Annotated in this window: 22 protein-coding genes; 9 read left to right on the top strand and 13 right to left on the bottom strand. The window is 56.5% G+C overall.

The window, feature by feature from the left end; all coding sequences use genetic code 11:
- Positions 1-5: 5 nt before the first annotated feature.
- The 8 genes from Q666_RS57825 to Q666_RS57860 form a co-directional block, all read right to left on the bottom strand.
- On the bottom strand, positions 6-272 hold the full coding sequence (locus tag Q666_RS57825; RefSeq protein ID WP_022998871.1) for a hypothetical protein: 267 nt from the start codon (positions 270-272) through the stop codon (positions 6-8).
- The gene (locus Q666_RS57830) at positions 269-1,882 is read right to left on the bottom strand and encodes a phage portal protein (protein ID WP_022998872.1); all 1,614 of its coding nucleotides are present in this window, start codon (positions 1,880-1,882) and stop codon (positions 269-271) included. The genes Q666_RS57825 and Q666_RS57830 overlap by 4 nt, the downstream gene beginning before the upstream one ends.
- Positions 1,861-3,825, bottom strand: a complete 1,965-nt coding sequence (locus Q666_RS57835) for a terminase gpA endonuclease subunit (protein WP_022998873.1) — start codon at positions 3,823-3,825, stop codon at positions 1,861-1,863. Before Q666_RS57835 ends, Q666_RS57830 begins: the two co-directional genes overlap by 22 nt.
- Positions 3,822-4,505: a hypothetical protein gene (locus tag Q666_RS57840; protein WP_208993808.1), complete on the bottom strand. Its 684-nt coding sequence runs from the start codon at positions 4,503-4,505 to the stop codon at positions 3,822-3,824. The genes Q666_RS57835 and Q666_RS57840 overlap by 4 nt, the downstream gene beginning before the upstream one ends.
- Before the next feature lie 144 nt (positions 4,506-4,649).
- On the bottom strand, positions 4,650-5,225 hold the full coding sequence (locus Q666_RS57845) for a hypothetical protein (protein ID WP_031268614.1): 576 nt from the start codon (positions 5,223-5,225) through the stop codon (positions 4,650-4,652).
- Between the two features lie 157 nt (positions 5,226-5,382).
- The gene (locus Q666_RS57850) at positions 5,383-6,228 is read right to left on the bottom strand and encodes a hypothetical protein (protein WP_022998876.1); all 846 of its coding nucleotides are present in this window, start codon (positions 6,226-6,228) and stop codon (positions 5,383-5,385) included.
- A gap of 334 nt (positions 6,229-6,562) precedes the next feature.
- Positions 6,563-8,224 carry a primase-helicase family protein gene (locus Q666_RS57855; protein WP_022998877.1) on the bottom strand — a complete coding sequence of 554 codons (1,662 nt, stop codon included), beginning with the start codon at positions 8,222-8,224 and terminating at the stop codon, positions 6,563-6,565.
- Complete coding sequence (locus Q666_RS57860; protein ID WP_022998878.1) at positions 8,221-9,429, bottom strand: CHC2 zinc finger domain-containing protein; 1,209 nt, start codon at positions 9,427-9,429, stop codon at positions 8,221-8,223. Before Q666_RS57860 ends, Q666_RS57855 begins: the two co-directional genes overlap by 4 nt.
- A gap of 107 nt (positions 9,430-9,536) precedes the next feature.
- Here Q666_RS57860 and Q666_RS57865 point away from each other — a divergent pair, with 107 nt between their 5' ends.
- Positions 9,537-10,736, top strand: a complete 1,200-nt coding sequence (locus Q666_RS57865; RefSeq protein ID WP_022998879.1) for a hypothetical protein — start codon at positions 9,537-9,539, stop codon at positions 10,734-10,736.
- A 134-nt stretch (positions 10,737-10,870) separates the two neighbouring features.
- Here the strand turns inward: Q666_RS57865 and Q666_RS57870 are convergent, their stop codons facing one another.
- From Q666_RS57870 to Q666_RS57880, 3 genes are read right to left on the bottom strand one after another with little or no spacing between them, the layout of a single operon-like run.
- On the bottom strand, positions 10,871-11,629 hold the full coding sequence (locus Q666_RS57870) for a DNA methyltransferase (RefSeq protein WP_022998880.1): 759 nt from the start codon (positions 11,627-11,629) through the stop codon (positions 10,871-10,873).
- A complete protein-coding gene (locus tag Q666_RS57875) occupies positions 11,623-11,844 on the bottom strand; it encodes a hypothetical protein (RefSeq protein ID WP_022998881.1) in 222 nt (73 codons plus the stop codon). Before Q666_RS57875 ends, Q666_RS57870 begins: the two co-directional genes overlap by 7 nt.
- Complete coding sequence (locus Q666_RS57880) at positions 11,841-12,335, bottom strand: hypothetical protein (RefSeq protein ID WP_022998882.1); 495 nt, start codon at positions 12,333-12,335, stop codon at positions 11,841-11,843. The genes Q666_RS57875 and Q666_RS57880 overlap by 4 nt, the downstream gene beginning before the upstream one ends.
- Positions 12,336-12,448: 113 nt before the next feature.
- Between Q666_RS57880 and Q666_RS57885 the strand changes: the two genes are divergently transcribed.
- Positions 12,449-12,793: a hypothetical protein gene (locus Q666_RS57885; protein ID WP_022998883.1), complete on the top strand. Its 345-nt coding sequence runs from the start codon at positions 12,449-12,451 to the stop codon at positions 12,791-12,793.
- 168 nt (positions 12,794-12,961) lie between these two features.
- Entirely contained in the window at positions 12,962-13,642 is a 681-nt protein-coding gene (locus Q666_RS57890; protein WP_152533433.1) for a hypothetical protein, read from the top strand.
- An 11-nt stretch (positions 13,643-13,653) separates the two neighbouring features.
- Here the strand turns inward: Q666_RS57890 and Q666_RS66075 are convergent, their stop codons facing one another.
- On the bottom strand, positions 13,654-14,136 hold the full coding sequence (locus Q666_RS66075; protein ID WP_031268617.1) for a phage regulatory CII family protein: 483 nt from the start codon (positions 14,134-14,136) through the stop codon (positions 13,654-13,656).
- Positions 14,137-14,255: 119 nt separating this feature from the next.
- On the opposite strand from Q666_RS66075, the gene Q666_RS57900 reads away from it, so the two are divergent.
- Positions 14,256-15,134 (top strand): helix-turn-helix transcriptional regulator, encoded by an 879-nt coding sequence (locus Q666_RS57900; RefSeq protein ID WP_152533434.1) that lies wholly within the window; start codon positions 14,256-14,258, stop codon positions 15,132-15,134.
- A 910-nt stretch (positions 15,135-16,044) separates the two neighbouring features.
- On the opposite strand, the gene Q666_RS57910 is transcribed toward Q666_RS57900, so the two are convergent.
- On the bottom strand, positions 16,045-16,773 hold the full coding sequence (locus Q666_RS57910; RefSeq protein ID WP_022998888.1) for a hypothetical protein: 729 nt from the start codon (positions 16,771-16,773) through the stop codon (positions 16,045-16,047).
- Positions 16,774-17,066: 293 nt separating this feature from the next.
- On the opposite strand from Q666_RS57910, the gene Q666_RS57915 reads away from it, so the two are divergent.
- The 5 genes from Q666_RS57915 to Q666_RS57940 all read left to right on the top strand — a co-directional run.
- On the top strand, positions 17,067-17,525 hold the full coding sequence (locus Q666_RS57915) for a hypothetical protein (RefSeq protein WP_022998889.1): 459 nt from the start codon (positions 17,067-17,069) through the stop codon (positions 17,523-17,525).
- Positions 17,526-18,004: 479 nt separating this feature from the next.
- A complete protein-coding gene (locus tag Q666_RS57925) occupies positions 18,005-18,313 on the top strand; it encodes a DUF2312 domain-containing protein (protein ID WP_031268618.1) in 309 nt (102 codons plus the stop codon).
- Positions 18,313-18,576, top strand: coding sequence for a hypothetical protein (locus Q666_RS57930; protein ID WP_022998892.1), 264 nt, complete (start codon positions 18,313-18,315; stop codon positions 18,574-18,576). Before Q666_RS57925 ends, Q666_RS57930 begins: the two co-directional genes overlap by 1 nt.
- Entirely contained in the window at positions 18,573-19,199 is a 627-nt protein-coding gene (locus Q666_RS57935; protein ID WP_022998893.1) for a hypothetical protein, read from the top strand. The genes Q666_RS57930 and Q666_RS57935 overlap by 4 nt, the downstream gene beginning before the upstream one ends.
- 232 nt (positions 19,200-19,431) lie before the next feature.
- Positions 19,432-20,393 (top strand): tyrosine-type recombinase/integrase (locus Q666_RS57940; RefSeq protein ID WP_022998894.1); only part of this gene is annotated, 962 nt, incomplete at its 3' end.

Genomic DNA, 20,393 nt, shown 5'->3' on the forward strand with positions numbered 1-20,393 from the left:
TTGATTTAGATGAAACGAAGTCTGCGAGAACGGCCCTGCCGCCCCTGCCCGTTCGGGCGAGCGCATTGCCCTTCGTAGTCGGCAATCAGGCTTTTGAGCTGCGTGACGTTGGCCTTGCTGAAGGTGACCTCTTCACCACCCATGCGGATGATCAATTCTGAAGACCCGCTCGCGACAGCGATCAGGCGCTTCTTCAACGCCGTAACAACGTCGCAAGGTGCGTTGATGTCGACATCTTCACCGCCGATCTGGATGATCGAGGAAATACTCAAACCTCTTCCTCCTTCGGATCGTCGGACTCTTCAACCGGAATGCGCGCTGCTGGCTCTTTAGGTGCGTAGGGCGAAACCATGCCGGCCTCTAAATAGCGGCGATGTGTTTCGAGCCGCTGTTCGAAGAGATCGTCCGGATCAAGCCCCAGATCCGCAGCCTCGATCTCGATAGAGCTTGTGCCGTTGTTCAGCCGCTCGCTGGAGGCCTTAGCACTCTTCACATCGTCGGCAGTCGGCTTTGGCGGACCTTCCCAGGACGCCTGCAGGATGGCTTCACGGTTTGCAAGGAACGCGCGATACCCGCCTTTGAAGGGAATGCGCCCTTCTCCGATCTCCTCGTCGAGCCACGCTTCATAAACGGTACGCTCAACCGGTACTGCACAATGATCGCGCCGCCGCTTGACCACCGGCCAGATGGATGAATTTTCCATCCGTACGGACGAATAGGTCGCGTTGGTATGATCCATGGTAAGCGCGCCATAGGAAATACCGATGGCGCGGGCTGTGTCGCGCGACAAAGCATTCGAAAACGGCAGATACTGGTTTCCCGGAGTGCCGGCCGCCTTGAAATCGAGCTTCTCGCCTGGAGCCAGGTGCGAAACCTGCGGGTCGCCGCCAATACGGATCTCGGACTCGGCCGCAGCTTCCAGACTGCCCTTCAGGTAGTCGACATAGTCGTTAGCGTAGTCAGAAGCGCCCTCGACATTTTCCGATTTCAGGACCTCAAGCGCCTCGAAGGCTTCCATGGTCGGCTTTTCGCTCGTGAGCGTTGCCGCAAAAACGGTCTGCAAGATCGCGGTCTGGAGTGTGGCATCGTCCAGCAACTCGTGCTGGATATGCTTGCGGAACGCAGATGCAAGAACCGAGATCCCCCGAACATCCGTCGCGTCCATCGGATTGAAGACGTGAAGGACGATGTCCCGCCCGGAGCGATCATACGCATCATACTTGCGTTTGACGGAAATCCCGGCCTCGCGCTCCTCAAAGAGATAGCCGACAGGCCTGCCGTTTTCGTCCTGGTAGACGCCCTGATAGAGCCCCTCAACCTCGTTTGTATCCTGAACGAGACGATGGGGCGGTGTCAGACAAAGTTTCGTGCCGGTTGTGATCCCGTAGCGGCGACGGACTGCGCGAGGCATGTACTCAAGAAGACCGGTAACTTCGCCGTATGCCATATCCCAGCGAAGGGCGACGTCGACGAGCTGCGACAAGCTGAACTTGCCCCGGAAATCCACCTCTTTCCGGTTCTTCCGGTACCGGTTCCAACGACGCTTGACGAGGCGACGCCATTCCTTGATCTCATCGTCGCTCCAGCCCAAACCTGAGAAGTCGGGCGTTGGCGTCATCTTGAGCCCGCTTCCGACCGTGTCGGCAATCACCTGGTCAGCAGCACCGCGGAGCCGGCCGGAATTCTTGATAAGGTCCAGCGCGAGTGCCGCGGCGCGTTGCCACGATTGACGGATATCGTCCCGGCTCTCGACCAGAGAAACCATGCGCGAGGCAATGACACCGGAACGGGTGTCCCGGAGATAGCGGCTCTGCGGCCGAAAATCGGAACGCGCGCGCAGCGGACGGCCATGCACGTCAATCAGCCCGTTCGTTTTCGCCATTTGCTGCGCGATGCCTTCTCAGGTTCAGGGTTGGTTTCTGGTTCGGTTTCCGGTGCGGGCTCCGGTGCCGGCTGGCTCAGGAGATCCTCGAAATCGCCTTGCGCCTCTTTCGGGAACGTTTCCCGTTCAGCCTCGTATTTGTCCCAAAGCAATTCGGGCATGTCGCGAACACCAAACCGAAGCGCCGCCGCCTCTGCCTGGTTCATGGTGTCGAGGGCTTCGTTCGCCTGCTTTGGGTCTTTTTCCCAATTGTAGACGTCAAAACCATCCTTGTTTTTCTTCGAGACACGACGCTCGGCCGTCACCTGCCGGTAATATTCATCGTCCAACCCGGTCGGGAACGCGATGTAACCGGCTGCCAGCGGATCTTCTTTGCGGCAATTCCTGTAAAGCGCCATTTTCATTACCGATGCATTGAAGGAATAGAAGCGTTTCGACCACTTCAGGAGCTTGCCTGTCTTCTTGTGCCGTTCCTTCTTGACCGGCAGAAGCATCGGAGCGCTGTCGGAATTGTTGCCGCGAACCATCATCACGACGCTGGCCGGGTGTTTCTTCACCCATTCCCAAACATCTTCGGTGTAGGCGTTGCCGTCGATGGCAATCCGATCAGCAGAGATTTTCCGGCCATAGGCATTCGGCCAGGTCTGTTTCACCAGGACATTTAGTTTTTCCTGACAGCTCTCTTCCGAGATATGCCCCGGAAAAACGCCATACTGGATCACGAACCGGTTCTTGTTTCGGCCCCATCCGACGACCTGCCATTCCACTCGATCGTCCTGACAATCGATGCCGATCGTGAGGATCACAGCTCCCGGAGGAATGCGCCCACGGGCATAGTCAGAGACCGCCCCGCGGTCGCGCAGGCCTTCCCACGGCGGTGCTTCACCTTGCGTCTGAAACGCTAGGCCGACGACGTCGTTCATAAACGTCTGCTCGCTTGCCGGATCTCCCTTGGCCTTCAACCATGCGCGGGCGATCCGCTCAAAGGTTTGCAACACCGAATAGGCAGACCAGATCCAGAAAGAGCGATGCTGACGCTTCGCCTTCGGGTTCTGAGCGCGCCATTCCAGGCGCTTGTTCAACTCAGACCGGTGATGCTCCTCAATTGCGGCGCCGCAATCGGGCGCTTCGCAATAGAAACAAGCATTCTCCGGGTGCTCTTCATCCAGATGGGCAAGCATGTTTTCCCATCTGAGAACCTGCATGTGACCGCAATGCGGACACGGGACGTAAGGAAGCTCCTGACTTCCATCTTCAAAGTTGCGCGTGATGCGGCATCCCGGCATCACAAGCGGCGTCGAGATCTTGAAGATCTTGGCGAATTCGTGCGCCTGGCTGCGGCTGTCGGCCTGCGCCTCCGGATCACCGGCTGTATTGGTTTCCCATTTCGCCAGATCGTCCTGCACCTGGCGCTTCATCGTCACCTGGCTGAGCGATGCCGGCGAGTTCGCACCGGAGATCTGGATAGCTCCTCGACCATCCACCCGCTCCTTGTAAAGAACGGAGTCGCTGCCATCGCGAGACGACTGCGGAAACAGCGCCTTCAACGATGCCGAGTTCTTCAGCATCGGCGACAGCTTCATCTTCGACCAGCGCTTCGCGTTCCCCTCAGTCGGATGGACATAGAGGAAATCAACCGGGTCCATTTCAATGGAGCCGCAGGTGAAGATGTTGGCGAGCACAGTGCCGCCAAGCTGCGCGCTTTTTGCCAGCGTCACGATCCGGCAAGGATCGTCGGGCGAAAGCGCGCGCAAGATCTCGTCAAAATATCCGAACAGGTTCCGGTTGTAGTTGCCCTTGAAGGGGCTTTCACGCTCGGAAAAGCTGACCTTGTTCTCGGCGTAATCCAGATAATCGACAGGCGGCGGCGGGTTCAAAACTTCAGACAGGGCCTCAAGCGACAAGCGGCGCGGGTTCGCTGTGTCGACTGTGAGGCAGGTCATTCTTCTTCGCTGGTCTCGATTTCCGACTTGATCGTTTCGGGTTCTTCATCCGCCTCATTGCGAGCAGCCTTCGCGGCCTTCGCGCGGATCTCTCGGAACTCCCCCCGCAGGAGGTGAAGAACGTCCCTTGAAGGCACCTTGAACTTGCCCGCAACAGCATTTGCGAAGTCCGGCAGGCTGCCCTCAAATATGTCGAGAAGCTTGCCGGCCATCTGGTTCATTTCAGCCTTTACCGCGGCTGTCTCAGTGAACCGGCCCTTCCGCTTCTCTTCTTCCTCTGTAGCCTTCCGGCTGGTAATGCGCGCCTGCAGGAGCTTTTCCTGCTTGAGCTGATCCTCAACTGTCGGGCCTGTGTCTTCTGGCGTAGGCCAGGCAGCAGGAGATCGCTGCGCCGGACCTGGTTGGAAAGGCAGCTCCCTTCCAGCCGGATGCAGCGGATCGGCTGGCGGTTGCTGGAGGCGCGTGCCGAGACCGTTGCCCATCATCTGGCCGATATCCAGCTTCATGCGAAGCTGCGCCAAGGCAGGCTGAACCCGGATCTTGGCGCGGCGGCCCTCGCCGTCCAACGCCTCACCGGAAAGCTTGCCTTCGCTGATGTATTGCGAAACCCGGCCCGGAGTGACGCGGATCAGTTGCGCAAACTCTCCTTTGGACAGGGTTTCCGGCATAGGTGCGTCCACCGCCCAGATCCCCTCAAGTTCTCAACTTTAGAAGTTTAGCCCTCAACTTTAATTTTAGGCTTTGAATTTAGCGTCAGACTGACGAGATCTCGGGAGCTTCCCGCCCGTGGCGGGGCGAGGCCCGGTGTACGGTCCCTAAAGCCTTCAGCTGAAGACCTTGCCTGTCTCGCGCTTCACCTCATGGATGACACGCATCGGCAAGACCTTGGCAACAGTTATCTGCCATGCTTCAGCACTCGCGCCCTTCACCAGTTCCCTTGGCAAGATGACGCCTGACTTCTGCTTCTTGATCGGCAGGCGTCCTGAACCCGAACGCGCATAGACATGCCCGCCCATGTTGAGAGCGACACGAGACGGAAACTTTCCGCCCCTGATGAACGTGCCTTTGAAGATCTTGCGCTGACCGAAAGGCCTGGCGCTGACACCGCTGCGGGTTTCCCTCGCGTCGAAATGCTTGAGGGCGATATCCCCGCCCCGCGCCTTGATCCGGTATACGAGCGACGAGGCCGAGGCCCGAACCGGGACCATGGCAGCCCGGACGGTTCGCAGTTTCAGGCCGGTTTGCTTCACCAGCGCACGGCCCGTCCTGGTCCGCCCCTGCGATCCCGCCCGGTTCAACGACCGCGATCCAATCAAACGGATCGTCCGGCCCGAAAGTTTGGACATGGCACGATCCAGCTCCCTGATGCCGGTGACATCAGACCAATACATACCGAGCATGCCAGAACCTCAGATCAGGGTTTGATCGATACTGCCGAAGAGCTGCGCACAGCTGTCGATACGATCAAGCGCGCACATGGCACCCCCAACAAAAAACCCCGCGGGCGTTGCCAGCGGGGTGTGAACCTTTTTCAGTGCGGTTTTTGTATGTCAAGCGTCAGGTTGCAGTCAAGGATATTTTTCGCGCAATACGGATCGGGCGACCTCTCAACCGCTTCTCGGTGTCGACAACGTTCCACGGCTCTGCTGGCCTCGGGGTCATCACGGGCTCATAGTCGGTGAGACTATTCCCAAGCATTTCAACGAGTTCACCAAGGGCTGCCAGCCAAAGCTGATATTCGCCACGCTTCACCAACGCCTCGTGCGGATCGGGATGCAGATATCTCTTCTGATACGCACCACGCTTCGGGCGCTTCCGGTATTTGTCCCAGCCATCATCCTGCTCAACCTGCGCAGTCACCCGCGTGCCGCCATCGTCATAGTACCGGTGCTTGACCAACCGAAACCAGACCGGGCCACCGTGCTCGCCGCAAACAGTCAGCAGCTCAGGCGTTTCGCAACTTCCATCCGGGCAGCCGCCCATGATCGCGTAAGTCTGCACCAGTTGACCAACTGGACGCTGCAGCCAACGCTGCCCCTGACCATCCATGACGGTCAGACTGTTCACAGCGCCATTGATTGCGTTCCGCCCATGCTCGCCGAAGGCGGCCAGTTCCGGCATCGGACACCAATCGGGCGGCAGATCGAGATCCAGAAAATTGAAAGAACAGACCGCCTCATGCACCTTCATGGCATCGGGATGCACGACCTCATCAAATCGCGAGAATTGACGGTCAGGTGCTCTGCCGGAGGTATCGACCCTGGTGCCCAGCAGCCCCAGCTCAATGATGGCGAGGAAGTTCGAGCCAGCCACCGCGCTTTGAACCCCGTCACGAGCCCCCTTCGGCAGCTCTTCGCAATAGGCCCACTTCAGCAGCTTTTCGATATCGATGCGTTTCTTCATGCCCAAGCCCCGGTTTTGCAGGATTTCAAGTAGTGGTCCATGTGGTCCATAGTGGTCCAGTTAAATAAAAGACTATATGGACCGGCATTCTCAATGCTCTTCAATGACTTAGCGCCATGGTCCAGATGGTCCAGGCAAACCAGCCATGGTGAGAGCAGGTGCAAAGGGGTAGATCGCCAAACAGACCTCACGCGCGCGCGGGGCGTGATTTTGTATGGACCACGTGGACCATATGGACCAACCGTTGATTTCATTGGCAAATCCCGGTCCACTCTGAGACCGGTGGTCCACACAGAGGGTGGACCAAGGCTGCCGGAAAGCCGTTTTCTCCCTCTCATCCTGTCTCTCTCCACGCGGAGAGCTCGCTTTGAAAGGGCGGCAAGTCGATCTCTACGGGCCAATCGACAGCCTGCCCAACAGCCTCTTCGAAACTTCGCCGGCACTCTTCCAGGCTTGGAAAGATATAGACCCGTTTCCGCGTACCACCGTCGCGTGGCCGCGCCTCCGGAATCCCAGGAATAAGCTTCAACAATGATTTGCCGAACTGGTTCAGGTCTGCGCGCCGCTTGATCCCAACCTTGTCAGCCGAGGCGAGATATTCCTCGTAGAGGATCTGCTTGATGATGCTGCCACCTGGTTGCCAGCTGTCATCTGCCTTGAGCAGCGTCCCCTCATAAAGCCGCTCGAAAAAGAACTGATCAACGCTGTCCAGTGACCGCAGCTTTTGTTGCAGCAGCGCGCCCGTCCGCGGGATCTGGCGCAGGTTGACGGAATTCAGATCGAAAGCCAGCAGATCGGCCAGCAGCGCCTGGCGCCCGCCCTCCTCCAGCTCAGCCATCATTTCACCGAAATACCCGTGGTTTTCCTTGGCGTTTGGCGCACAGTCCAACACGCAATACCGGCGTTCATCCTTGCCGGCCGGAACAACCCAATCCTCGTTGGAGGTCATCATGATCCGCACGAAGTTGTCGAGCCGGTACGGGTCAACACCTTTCGACTCGATCATCTGCGTTTTTGAGGTGATCAACCCCTTGAGACGACCTTCCGCCACCTTGTCGCCAGCCCAAACAGCCTCTTCGGCCTGAAGTAACAGACACGCGCTCATGTGAGCGTTGAACTGCCCGGTAATGTACCGGGGATCATCCACCTGGAAGAAATGAGGCGCAATCAGGCTGCCCATCACTTCACCCATGATCGACTTGCCGGTTCCCATCAAACCACGGATGACAAGCGCAGTGCCCGGCCGTTCGCGCGGCCGCTGAAGCATATGGGCAAACCAGGCAAACACCCAACGGAACAGCTCGGTGTCTTCGTTGCAGATGTTGGTCAGCATGTGGTCCTTCAGCACCGACCATGATCCGGCCCTTGCATCTGGCCGATAGGAAAATCCCTGCCAAAGGTTGAGGTACCCGCGCGTTCCCGCCTTGCCTTCCGGGTTCGGAAAGAACTCGATGCCATCATACTGCCGGCGGTGGCGCTCGCCTTCCCATCGCTTCGACCAGGACACAGTCTTGATCTTGCCGTCCGCCCCCATCACCTGCGTGGGCTTGTTGTTATAAAGCCGGTGGAAGGAGTCCACCTGCACAACACGAACCCGGTCTTCTTCCTTGGCATGCGGCTGTTCGCGCACCATCGCGACCTTGGAGCCGATCAGGACAAGCGACCATTCCGCATTCATCTTTTCGAGGGAATAGCCCCATTCTTGCGGCACAGGAGCGTTCGACCCGGTGTCATTATCCGTATCATCGTCCTGATCCGTCAGAACGTCATCGTCGTCGTCGGTTGTGCCGGGCTGGCTGGCGTTCTCGATCAGCGTGCGGATGTGATCGAGCCCCCTTTTCCCAGCGGGAACAGAACCGTCTGAAGGCGTTTCCCCCCTTTGGCCCTGTTCTCCCTCGGCCTCGGTTTCCGTCGTCTTTTTCGTCGTCAGCTCATCAAGAAGCTGCCTGTGCTTGTTGGATTTTTCAGCGGCAGTCGTCTTTTTCTTCTCGGTCACGACGCCCCCATCAAAATATCGTTGTAGTCCTGCCCCTCAGGTGCCCAGGCATCGAACTGCCGGCGGCCCGGTTTCGCCCACCGTGCGTTCGCCCGCGCCATCACCTGTTCGGCGGTAAAGCGGTCACTGTCGCCATCACCAAGACGAACCACTTCCTCAACCTGGTCGGGAATGGTCAGCGCCCTCGGGTCATCCATATCCGGGAAAGGCCCCGGCACCTTGAGTGGCCGACCAGCCCTGTTCTTCAGGTGCGGGTGCGCGATCGTCTCAATGGCCTTGCCGCCCATGGACTGCAGATCGATCGACACCCAATAGGCCGTTCGGCTGAAAACATCGGTTCCGTATTCGGCCAGGGCGACAGACGCAGTCGTCTCCCATCCCTCGCCCACAACCAGCCGGGTGAAGCCTTCAGGCTGCAACAGTTTGATAGAAGCGTTGCGCTTCGAGCCGCGGATCTTCTTTGGCGCGATCAGAGACGGCTTTCCATCGTCGCGAGGGTCCGCATACGGGTCTTCCAGCTCAATCTTCCGTCCTGGTCGGCGCGGGTCGAAATAGGTGATGTGCACACCGGCAAAGTCTCCATCCGGCCCGGTGATCGGCGCCAGCATTGCCGGCCCGGAAAACAGCACGAAAAACTCCTGCCGTTTCTGTCCCGGCACAGGCCGCGAATGCCAATATTTGAAATGCGGATGAAACCGCAGCGGCAGAACGAAAGGCAGCGGCGCTAATCCCCGCCCCCTCAGGTAACCAACACCTTCAGTGCCTCCAACACGCCCGCCATAGCCCCAAAGCTTGAACGCCTTTTTGATTTCGTCCTGGCGGCGGGCTTCGGCAAAAGCCTCCTGCTCTCTCCGCTTGTCCTCTGCCCGCGCTTTTTCTTCGGCGATCTTTTCCGGGCTCAGCGGCTCCGCTTCAGCATTGCCACCAAGCCGCTCCATGGCTTCAACGAAGGAAAGCCCCTCAACGTTCTGCAGGAACGTGAACTGATCGCCGGTTGCGCCACAACCGAAGCATTTGTATCGATGTTCACGGTCAACACAGTGGAAGGACGGGCTGTTCTCAGCGTGGAACGGGCAGCAAGCCCAGAAGTCGCCAGCGTTGGCGTTCGTCTTCGCCCTGTCCCATGTCACGTGCCAGCCGATGATGCTCGAGATCGGATTATTCGCCTTGACGCGTTCCTTCTCGGCTTCGGTGTAGCGTTTCATGCGCAATGCCTCATCGGCTTGCGAAGGTTGTAGAAAACAGCCAATTTGCCGTACAACCGATGCTCGAAGACATCAGAAAAGTTCGCGCGGAATGAACAGGGGGAATTATGGGGACATTTTTTAAAAGCCGCGCAGTAAAGAGTATTTATTTCACAAATGGCGATTTCATCGAGACCAACGAACAATCGGTTGTCCCGCAGCGCGACAGTATACTTGCAAATTGGTTTGAGTTTACGCGATCCGTTGGTATTGATAGCACTATTTCCGTAAAAGAGAGAGAATACTTCATAACCACCAAGATAGTCTCGAACCACACTACAGATTATCCATTGGAAATTTTTAAGGCTATCTATGAGACAGCGCGCATTATAAATAGCATATACAGCGTACTTATGAATATTAACCGAAACCCGTCTAGAAATGCGAATAACAAACTCTTTGGATTTGATGAAATACCTATCATTAATCATGAAGAATTGAGGGCATTTGGTGCAAAAAACTTCAGCCAAGCCGATCTTGTCGGAACATTCTTGGTAGAATTGAAAGATGAAATCCCAAGCTTTGTTGACAACCTTCAGCTTCCTGTTCGGCAAATTTTCGAAAAAGGCGTGGAAAGCTATCGCAGGTACGTAGAAGATCAAGCGACTGAACGTTTCAAAGCAGCGCAACGGAAAACTGTACAAGCTATTGAAATAGAAGACGAAGCAGAAAAAATCACAAAAAGTGCATTTCAAAAAACCGACGCTGCTTTGGGGGCCGAAGCCACCGCCGAAGGCATGGTACGCCTTACGCAGCACTGGCAGGAAAAGGCAGCATTTCACCAAAACCGACGAAACTTCAGCTTTTGGGGATTCGCGATAGTTCTTGTTCTCGCACTGGTGCTGCTTTTCCTCAGTCAAACCGGAATGCTGCGCGCAACATTTCATCATTGGTGCGACGGCTCTCCCTATTGCCCCTCCTGGTGGCAGCAATATCTGAGTGACCTCTCTTTGGTCGCACGAGCCAACGGAAACTGGCTTATGGCTCTGCTGAGCCTCAAGGGAGTGCTTATTCCGATTCTTGGCGTTGCTTGGCTGCTTCGAATTTTGAGTCGCCAGAGCCAGTCCCATTTCGCGCTCGAAAATGATGCACGCCAACGGCTTGCATTGTTGGTTTCCTTTGTGCGCTTGCAGGAGATCCCTGATCAGGAACTCACTGATGCTGAGCGATTGATGATTTTGACAGAGCTGTTTCGCCCAATTGACGCTCCGTCTCTTCTTGACGGGCCACCAAACTTGGCTGAATTGATTGGGAAGGTTAAGCCGTAGGTCTTGTGACCGTTCGCTGGATAGCCGTGCAAGCCCCGGTTTGACTCTTTCGGCAACTGAAATGGTGTTTCGGCGATCAACTGCTGGCACCACAGCAGAACGAGCAAGCTGCAGTTCTCCTGCTGTCGTTTCGATCAGCATGCCTGTGCTCCTCTGTTTTCCAGAAAGGTTTCGAAGTCGCACTGATGTCCATCTATGGCGCGCTCAACACGGCGCCGCGCGGTCTCGAAATGCTTCGGGTCGATCTCGACCCCGACAAAGGGATTGCCGGTGCGCACGCAGGCGACTGCGGCAGTCCCCGATCCCATGAATGGATCGATCACGGATTCGCCCGGACGGGCGGAATTGCGGATATAGGCCTCGACCAGCGGAACCGGCTTTTCGGTCGGGTGGTCGGTAACGTCGCGGTGCGGAAACGGCACAAGCTGTTTGTCACCACAATTGGCGATCCTGCGCGCCCGGCCCCGGTAGAGATACAGAATGAACTCAAGGTTCTTCATGTAGAACCGGTTTGCGGTCGCGGTCTTCTTGTCCCAAGCCAGCATGTTGTGAAACTTCAACCCGGCGGCAAACGCTTCGCGCTGCGCCTCAAATTGGTTCTTGTCGTTGGAGAAGGCATAAACGTCCGCATCATCCGCCAGGCAGCTCACGACAAGCTGCATGATCTCGTTCCACGTGATGTCGCAGACCATGAACCGGCCGGAGTTGTCATAGTCGGCCATCCAGCCGCCCGACATGACCTTGTGCTTTTCCGAAGAGCGCGCCGAACCACCAGACGTCAACCGGTAAGGCGCGTCGAAACAGGCGACAGGAAAACGCCTTCCGAGCTTCGGAACCACGTCGCGCGCATCCCCCAGGTGCAGCTCGATCTGCCCGTCGAGATACGTCAGCACGACAGCACCTCCGGCTCTTCCGGAAACAGATGCGGATGGGTCTGAACCGCCGTCACCGCACCAAGCTCTTTCAGAACTGTCATGCGCGCAGCGATCTTCTCTTCGCCATCGTACGCCGGCTCATAAACATCCTTCGGCCCCTCAGGATGGAACACCCACAGGACAACAGCAGCCGGATCCAGCTGCACGATTTGCTCGGCGGTCATGCTTTTCATTCCGGGTCTCCTTCGGTGCGGCCGAGCGGCGTCAGCGCGTAGGCACGGCCGTCGCGGGTCAAGAGGTCTGCAGAAACAAGAAATTCCAGCGCCTTGCGCACAGCGGACGGGCCGACACGCAGATCCATCGCGGCACCTTCGACAAAGATGCGATCGGGTCCGGCCTCCAGGTCACGCTGCGCCTGGCGCAACAGTGTCTTTTCCAGACCAGACAGCGGCGGCATCGTGCCCGCGCGCCAGACAAACAGAATGTCGCCGTCCTGGTCGCGCCGGGCTTTTAGCTGGCGGGAACACAAGGCAATCTCGACAATGTCCTGCGCCTCAACGAACAGAAGATCATGATGGCCAGCAATATCGACGACCCGGACACCATCCGGATGCCGCTTGGCGAGGTAATCCATCGCGGTCGGGTCAATCACCCGGTCAAACGTGCGAACCAGGTTGGCCATTGGCGCCAGAAGGTCAGGCAGAATGCGCGCGGACAGGTTCATGCCATGCCCTCAACTCTCGGGCTGCCCCGCAAACACGTTGCCTGCTGTCCCAGCCTCTCGACACCCGCGCTGCAGTTTGCTCTTATGTATGCATTGAGCTTGGGGGCTTTGGATTGTTGGAAATTGTTCTTGTTACGGCGCTCGCCTTCGCCGTAGCGGTGGTTGGCGGCTATGCGTTTATAAGGAAGCTCTACCGCCTCCTCCGGCCAGATGGATTGCGCCACCTCGACCTGCATTTCAGCTACCGGCATGAAAATGGCCGCCAGCTCGAAGAGCAGGTCATCGTTTCCAGGGCCTTCCGGCGCAAAGGCAAAGGCTACTTTTCTGCCATGGACCCGTTCACCGGCCGCGAATCTGTTTATGAAGTCGCCCGTGTTGACTGGCTGGTTCCCGTGATGAACGGCGAACGTCTGGCCCCATCCGAAGCACACCGCTGGCTTGACCAACGCATTCCCTGACACCTGCAGGACACAGCGTTGCACCTCTGTTGCGTTCCGTTGCGCGCCAGGAACCAATGCCGTTACTGGGCCATCGGCTTGGAAGGTGGATGCAGTCATCACGCAACACTCTCGACTTTTGCGAGCGCACCCGGTTTGATACACTTTTGCAGTTGGTGAACCAGGGGGGTGCCGATGGAATGGATTATCCTTGCTTTGCTGGCGTTCTTCGCCTGGTGCTTGCTGCACCAAAGAAACAGACAGCCGAAAGCCGTTGCGGTGCAGCCACCGTCCGGAGAGATGACGATGGCGCAAATTCCGCCTGCACCGCCCCAGCCGATTGAGGAAGTGGAAGAACAGCCTGCAATGCGGTTGCTGAGGGTTCTCGCCAAACCAGATGAGGAAATTCGGGTGAATCTGGAAATGCTGGGTTTGTCGGACCAGGAAGCCGAAGACCAACCTAAAAGATTGACGAAAAAAGCTGATCTTGACGCACAAATGCAGCCGTACCGGGAAGCGCGGTCTCGGTTCAAAAGCCTCTTGCGCCAGGCGGTTAAAGCAAAGAATCCGGTAGAACTGATTTCGGAACTCGACGAGGCAATTCCCAAGGCCGCCTACATTGCTGAAACCGTCGCGCAGTTCCAGTTGAACACGTGCCTCGCTTCCGATCGCGAGGCCGACCGCTTCTTTGATGAAGTGATTGGCTTTCTGGAACTCAAGACCAATCTGGAAAATGCCCGCGCAGACCTTATCGAAGACCTTTTCTTCGAGCTGGAGGAACAAGGCCTTGTCGACAATCATCCAGGCATAACGACTGAAGATATGGAGAGAACTGTCCGCATACACTTGGCGACAGTCCTCAGAAGGTGAAGCGGCCATGCTCATTCCTTGCCCTCCACCGCTTGTGCGTGTCGGTCAAGAACGGCAAGCGCTTCAATGGCAGCGGAAAGTTTCGCGCGAATATCAAGGTCCTGGATCTCTTCCAGGCTGACCCGGCCGTCATCGCTTAAGGCCTTGCAGATGGATTCCGCAGCTTCTGCACCACTGCGCACCAGCGCCCCCAATTGTTGGGGCCAACAGGCGTCATCCGGTCGCGCTGCCTGAAGCGGCACAAACACACCACCGGCCAACCTGCACAAGGTGCGGACCACTTCAGGGTTGTCCGCATCCATCGTCAGGTCCATCAACACGTCCACCGGAACGTGATCAGTTTCATGATGGGGCGAACCGTATCTGGACAGCGCCTGCTGCCCGACACGGGTTGAACCAGCAGCTTCCGATTGCCCACCAGCGTCTCTTAGTAGCCTTCGGAAGGCAGCCTTGATTGCCGCACGATCATGTTCCGTGGTCGGGCGAAACGTCATTGCGTAACCTCGGGGGATTTACGCGGTGACACGCCTAGCGTTCGCGGGAGAGACTTAGCAAGCAAACACGGATCGACTTCGCTCAATCCATGCTCCTGAATCAGTCGGAGAGTTTCCTCATGAATGAAAACTCTGATCGCCAAAGCCTTTTTGGAAACAATGTCGCCGCCATTGGACAGCCGCTCGTACAACCGCCCGTCTCTGGCAGCGACGCGACCGAAGTGACTTTCAGACATGCGCTCGCCACACTCACGTTTGAGAGCGAGGAAAAGATCGATGGGTTTGAGCAACTCGTGTACCATGGACCGGATAATGCACGCTTATGCGTGCAGGTCAATATGTTCGAACTCTTTTTGATGCGTGCGGCACACGAAAAACAACTCTATAAATCTGGGATGAACGCATCACCAGTCGACAGAATTGCGGCCGCATTGCTTTTGAGCGGCAAAAGCTTTCGGAAGATTTCCGAGGCGGCAAAACTCGGCGTGAATTACGTTTCACATTTTTTCATAAAGCAGACACTTCCCAAGAACGACACTCTGGCTGCACTCTGTAAAGTCGTAGGTGTCGATATGAACTGGGTACTGACTGGGCTCCCAAGAAATAAGCGAATTGATACGCTCTTGGACCTTTTCTCGCACCTGTCGTTTGATCAGAAACGCGAGGCAATTGCTAAACTGGCCGAAGGCGAAAAGCTGAGCGTCGAGGACCTCTCTCACGTCTCAGAACAAACCAACACACCAATCGAAGACCTGCGCGAATGGATCTCCGGAAACGAGACCACTCTCACAATTGACCACAGCACAGCCGCGTTCGACGAACTGTCGCGGATAGCAAATGGTCGTGAGTTAGACATTGAGCTTCTCCAGGAATCCCTAGAGGAAGCGTATGAACTCGAATTTGCGATTGCAGGCCGCCTTGGCCCACCTGAAAAACGTGCACAACTCGTCAAGAAGATTTACGCACTGAAGTTGTCGAAGTCAGATCGCGGCGCATAATCAGAATTTTTTAGCTGACCTTTTTGCAACTCTCCACTTTCGCTTTGGTTGCATTTTAATGTTTTTCTATTCAACTTGAAATTGAGCTTTACAGAGAAGAAACTTTGCCCCTTAAATGCCTGAACGGCAATTCATATCAGATGCTTAATCCAATCAATTTAAGACCGTGCAACCGGGGCTGGAAATGGGTAACTCCTTTGAACGGAAGAAAATTGAGGCGTTCGCAACTGAGGTTTACAAAGACCTCGTGCTACGCTCTCCAGAGGAGGAACTTGAAAACTTTCTCGGTAAATGCAGCGACTATAATTTGACCGTTTTTGTAAGCTGTTTTGTTTGCCACGATCTGTTCGGGCACAGTCATCCTGAACGCTTAACGGGTGACGACGTTGAACTGTTTATGAAACACGCTGACCCTTTTCTGCAGACGGCAATGCTTCAAAGGAGCTTGCTGTCATGACCAATAGCGTAACGAGACTTGATCTTTCATTCTTGAGTTCCTCGAACGACCCAACCGCTAAAAGCATTGTTTCTGAGTGCATTAGAAACGACTTTTTGCTCTGCGAAGAGATGGGGAAATATTCAGAACAATTGGTGCTGCTTGATGGGAACCCGTCACGGCTGCTGTCACCACAAATTTTGTGGGGAGGCAGTCAGAGTCTGGCATCTGCGCAATTCAACTTTGATTGGCCCAGAACACCCGTGTCCCCACGGTCTGTTTTTAGCGAGACGTACCGCCAAATTGTTGCCGGTGGATACTGCGACTGCATAAACCAAACATCTGTAATCATTGAACATATTGAGTGTGACGACACGGTCTTAGTCGGTCGACTCCCTGTTTCTTATGTTCGCGCCCTGATACCAATAACAAACGGACAAGGTGCATGGTTTATCGGGGTTTACTCGTTCAAGCCTAGTCCAGGCCGATATCCAAAGGCCTCATCAAAAGCTGAGCAATTCCGGCAGGCGTGCATCCCAGGAAGCACAAATCTTCATATGCCTTGTTCGCCGGCGGTCTTTCCCAGATAAGGCCACCTGGATAGCAGGTGGTGTACCCCCACCTCAGGAAGAGCGCCTTCTCAAAGGCATGATGCCTAGCCATCCATCCGTAAGTGTACGCCGGTCGCCACTTGGTATTGGCTATGACCAAACACAGTCTAACGATATAGGCCGCCAAATTATTCTCACGAAAGTCAGGCGCCACGAACGTATCGCCGATGTAGGCAATGGACCCGGTGACGTCTTTTGCAAATGGAACTGCGGTGTCCGAGAGCAGAACAGGTTCACCGTCTTTCGTTCTGTACGCTCGCATCCAAAACTCCCGGATGTACCTGTCCAGGTCCCAGCCTGAAATATCATCACAACGAATAGCGGTGGTGGCTACAACTTTGCCATCTGAAGACCTGCATGTGACGCCTTGAAACATCGAAGGTGGCAAGGTGTTAAGCGTTCGGTGAAAGTACTCGCCGATGTAACCTTTCTCAGAGAGCGATACGCTTTGCTCGTAGGTAGACACCTCGTCATGTAGCTCGATCTGGCTAACGCCTAGCGATTTGATCTTTGCCTCTAACGCCGCCCCCGCCCTCATCAAATCAACAACTGAAAACCGAATCCCGGCCAAAATCACACCCTCACCAAACATATTTCGCACCTAATCTAGCGGTTTCAACCCGAATTGCGCGGCAATTTTACGGTTGCGGGTACGCCAAATTCAACTTTTTTAGGTTCAATATGTTGATTTGCACGCATTTGCGTGCATTATAGGTGCGTAATCTTGTCGAGGTTGAGCGGAACGCCTCCTCTAAAAAAAGTGCCTCAACATGCTTTTGAAAGTTGGAAACTCTGAAAGAGCAACTGCTGCCACTTTTGCATGCTCCCAAAGATCGAGGCAGCGCGGTAGCGTTCCCTCAAAATTTGCAATCGGGAGCCGCAAAAATGAGTTTCGTTCAAAACACCTGGTCGAGCCTGAAAGTCCTGAAGACCGGACTGGAATGGTTTCATACGGCGACAGACGAAACGCCGGAGTACCGAGTCTGGATGGTCGGCACACTCGTCGAAAGCCTTCAGAAGTGCATTTCACGGCTGGAAGCAGAAATCCGATTCTATCACTCCGCGAAAAGCCCGACGCGCGCGCTGGCCATCACAGAGCCGGATGGCTCGCAGCGTTACATGCATGGCGCGCAGGTGGAAACCTTGTGCCTGCGCCTGCCCGGCTCGGCCGAGGACGCAGTTGTCTACGGCAAACCCGCCGCCTTGAAAGCCATTGCCGATGCCTTGGCCGCCACTGGTCAGTCGGTGTACGGCCCCGCTCCCATCCGTGAACTTGCTCAGCAACTGGTGGACGCATGCGACCCACCGGGAATTGGAGATCCGAATGAGCATCGAAGTTCTTGATCTTATCGCCCACGGCACCCTCTTTGCTGCCACAGGGCTTTCCGGCCTATGCATTGCCGCCGTTTTCTGGATGCAGCACCGCCAGGGCGCAAACAAGCCCCGATCGCGGTCTTCAGATTCCCTGATTTTCGGCCAATGGCCGACTTTTCCCTGCCCGAAATCCTGCACAGCAGACAACAATGTCGCCGCGCCCTCCCCGGCGACATATCCGGGCAGACCCGGCCGGAGTGTTGGCAGCCCTGCTCCGGCCGGCCCCTTTCCCCTTATCAACCGGACACAGATCCAGACTGCGCCACCCCATCGGCGAGCCTTTGGTTCCGCCCCTCAAACAGAAAGGGCAGCCGAATGAAGCTGCACCTTCAAGGGACGGCGCCCGAACCTGACCGGGTGGAAATCACCTAAAGGTGCGCCGTCCTGCCAAGCAGATTTTGAATCCTCAATCTGTTTCGCAGGACTTTCCCAAAACCAAGGAGATCGGAATGAGTGATCCAGGCGGCGTTGCCGGCGACCAGCTGCGCGCGTTTGTAGAGCGTATCGAACGGCTCGAAGAAGAGAAGAAAGTCATCTCGGATGACATCAAGGATGTCTACGCCGAAGCCAAGGGCAACGGGTTTGACGTGAAAATTCTGCGCACGGTCGTTTCCCTGCGCAAGAAGCAGCCGCACGAGCGCGAAGAGGAAGAGGCCGTTCTTGATCTCTATATGCACGCCCTCGGCATGCTTGTCCCGGATCGTGATCCGGGTGCTGGCGCTGCCTCCGAACCTGCTACCGGATCTGGAGAAGGCTGATGCATCAGGTGTCCGCCCTGCAAGTTGCCGATGCAAAACGTTTGCTGCCACCGGCCGCTCACAGGGCGGAACGGTTCCTGACCGATTCCGGCGACCTGATCGCCGCAATCGTCGACTGTGAAAAGGATCTGAAGGCCTGCCTTGAGATCTGCCCGCACAACAAGGCGGAAATTCTCCGCCTGACCGAAACCATCAAGAAACGCGCCATGACGCTGCACGGCCAGGCTGTGCAGGCCTGTCAGAATATCAAGGATGGACGATGACCCAGCATGCCACCCCCGTTTCCGCCCGCTGCATGGCAAACCCGATGCTGATGGCATCCGGCCGCGCGGTGGATCTCGCCAACCTGACGCCCACGGATATCTTCTGGCCCGACCTGGTCGAAGCCCTTGTAAAGATGCCCCGGTTCAACGGTGCAACACCGCACGTCCACTACAGCGCTGCGCAGCATTGCTGCCTGATGTACGACCGGGCAATGGACGGTTACAAGGCGCACGCGCTGCTGTCTGATTTCCATGTCGCGTTTTCCTGCGAGCCGCCCTGGCCTTTTCTGGCCTTCGCCGCAGCAAAGACCGATTTCACCGAAGCTTTCATGGACGCGATCCGCGAAGCGAAGGGCGAGCTGACCGAGGCCATCTTCACAGCTGCTGGCCTTCCTGAAGATGAAGACGACGAGGTCACGTTCACCAGGCTCAAGTACCTTCAGATCCTCGACAAGTCCGTGACAGCAACCGAGGTTCGCGATCTCCTGAAGGCAAGCGCCGTCATGGAAACATGGCACCTGCCCGCCCCCTTCAAGGAAGTCATCAAACCTTGGGGGCTGGATGAAGCTCGTGCGCAGCTGGAACTGCGCCTAGCCTTCATCGGCATCCGGACGCGAGGCTAAGCGGCAATCCGATGCAGCCCCTACCCGCCAGCGTTCAACAGTCTTTGGATGACCTCTTTACCGAGGCCGGCGGACCGTTAGTCGGTCACGCTGCGGCCGCCCGGTTTCTTGGGGTGCATTCGAAGACGTTGACACGCTGGGGTGATGATGGCCAGATTTTCTACAGACTTCGCGGATCGCGGCGCGCATATGCAAAAGAAGACATTGCCGCGGCCATGACAGGAAGCTCGACATGTCAGTCTTCAGGAAGCGCAAACGCGACCCGGAAAGCGGCGAATGGGTCTACACTTCGCCGTATTACCACTTCGATTTCGTCCTCACGATCAACGGGACACGTCGTCGATTTCATGGCTCAACTGGAGAAACGACAAAAGGACGCGCGCAAAAATTCGAAGAAAAGGAAAAACGGCGCGTAAGGGACCAGGGCCCGAATGACCACATGACCCTCGGCCAGGCGTGCCTGCGCTATCATGAGGAACTCATCAAGGGTAAGTCCTCCGAGGTCGACGAGCTGATCGCCATCAAACACTGCTGCCGTCTGATTGGCAGCGATCGACACCTGACCTCCCTCACAACTGACGACATCGCGATCGCCGTCCGCAAACGCGCGGGTGAAACCAAGGGCAAGAAGAACAAGTCCCTGGTCGCGCCGGCAACCGTCAACCGCCAGATCATCGAGATCATGCGCAAAGTGCTGAAGCGCGCGAAACGCGTCTGGCACGTGCGGATCGATCTCGACGCCTTCGATTGGGCTGGCATGCGGCTCAAGGAACCCAAAGAACGCGTGCGGGAATTCGTCGGCGACGAAGCCGACCGGTTCTGGGAGGCAATGCGCCCAGACTATGGCCCATTCGTCTGGTTCCTTCTGTCCCGCGGCTTGCGCGTCAATGCTGCCGTCGGCATGTCAAAAGACCGCCTGGACGAACCACGCTACCGGATCCAGATCTGGATCAAGGGTGAAGGCTGGGTCTGGGTTCCGGTCACCAGGGAACAGATGACCGTCATCACCCAGGAAGCAAAGAAGGCTCCCGGCAAAGCCGTCTGGAGCTACGAAATGCAGCGCCACCCGAACCGCGGCAAACGCCAACCAATCACCTACACCGGCTTTCGCCGCACCATGTCCACAGCCCTGAAAGCCGCCGGCATCAATGATTTCCGCATCCACGACTTACGCGTAAGCGCCGTCTGCGGCCC

This window comes from Labrenzia sp. C1B70, assembly GCF_000475395.1.
In the GTDB taxonomy this organism is placed as follows: domain Bacteria; phylum Pseudomonadota; class Alphaproteobacteria; order Rhizobiales; family Stappiaceae; genus Roseibium; species Roseibium algicola.

Bases quoted from the DNA above. Each gene is read 5' to 3' on its own strand.
- Q666_RS57830 (WP_022998872.1), bottom strand. From the start codon at position 1,882: ATGGCGAAAACGAACGGGCTGATTGACGTGCATGGCCGTCCGCTGCGC.
- Q666_RS57835 (WP_022998873.1), bottom strand. From the start codon at position 3,825: ATGACCTGCCTCACAGTCGACACAGCGAACCCGCGCCGCTTGTCGCTT.
- Q666_RS57845 (WP_031268614.1), bottom strand. From the start codon at position 5,225: ATGCTCGGTATGTATTGGTCTGATGTCACCGGCATCAGGGAGCTGGAT.
- Q666_RS57850 (WP_022998876.1), bottom strand. From the start codon at position 6,228: ATGAAGAAACGCATCGATATCGAAAAGCTGCTGAAGTGGGCCTATTGC.
- Q666_RS57860 (WP_022998878.1), bottom strand. From the start codon at position 9,429: ATGAAACGCTACACCGAAGCCGAGAAGGAACGCGTCAAGGCGAATAAT.
- Q666_RS57865 (WP_022998879.1), top strand. From the start codon at position 9,537: ATGGGGACATTTTTTAAAAGCCGCGCAGTAAAGAGTATTTATTTCACA.
- Q666_RS57875 (WP_022998881.1), bottom strand. From the start codon at position 11,844: ATGAAAAGCATGACCGCCGAGCAAATCGTGCAGCTGGATCCGGCTGCT.
- Q666_RS57880 (WP_022998882.1), bottom strand. From the start codon at position 12,335: ATGAACCTGTCCGCGCGCATTCTGCCTGACCTTCTGGCGCCAATGGCC.
- Q666_RS66075 (WP_031268617.1), bottom strand. From the start codon at position 14,136: ATGACGTTTCGCCCGACCACGGAACATGATCGTGCGGCAATCAAGGCT.
- Q666_RS57900 (WP_152533434.1), top strand. From the start codon at position 14,256: ATGAATGAAAACTCTGATCGCCAAAGCCTTTTTGGAAACAATGTCGCC.
- Q666_RS57910 (WP_022998888.1), bottom strand. From the start codon at position 16,773: ATGTTTGGTGAGGGTGTGATTTTGGCCGGGATTCGGTTTTCAGTTGTT.
- Q666_RS57915 (WP_022998889.1), top strand. From the start codon at position 17,067: ATGAGTTTCGTTCAAAACACCTGGTCGAGCCTGAAAGTCCTGAAGACC.
- Q666_RS57925 (WP_031268618.1), top strand. From the start codon at position 18,005: ATGAGTGATCCAGGCGGCGTTGCCGGCGACCAGCTGCGCGCGTTTGTA.
- Q666_RS57930 (WP_022998892.1), top strand. From the start codon at position 18,313: ATGCATCAGGTGTCCGCCCTGCAAGTTGCCGATGCAAAACGTTTGCTG.
- Q666_RS57935 (WP_022998893.1), top strand. From the start codon at position 18,573: ATGACCCAGCATGCCACCCCCGTTTCCGCCCGCTGCATGGCAAACCCG.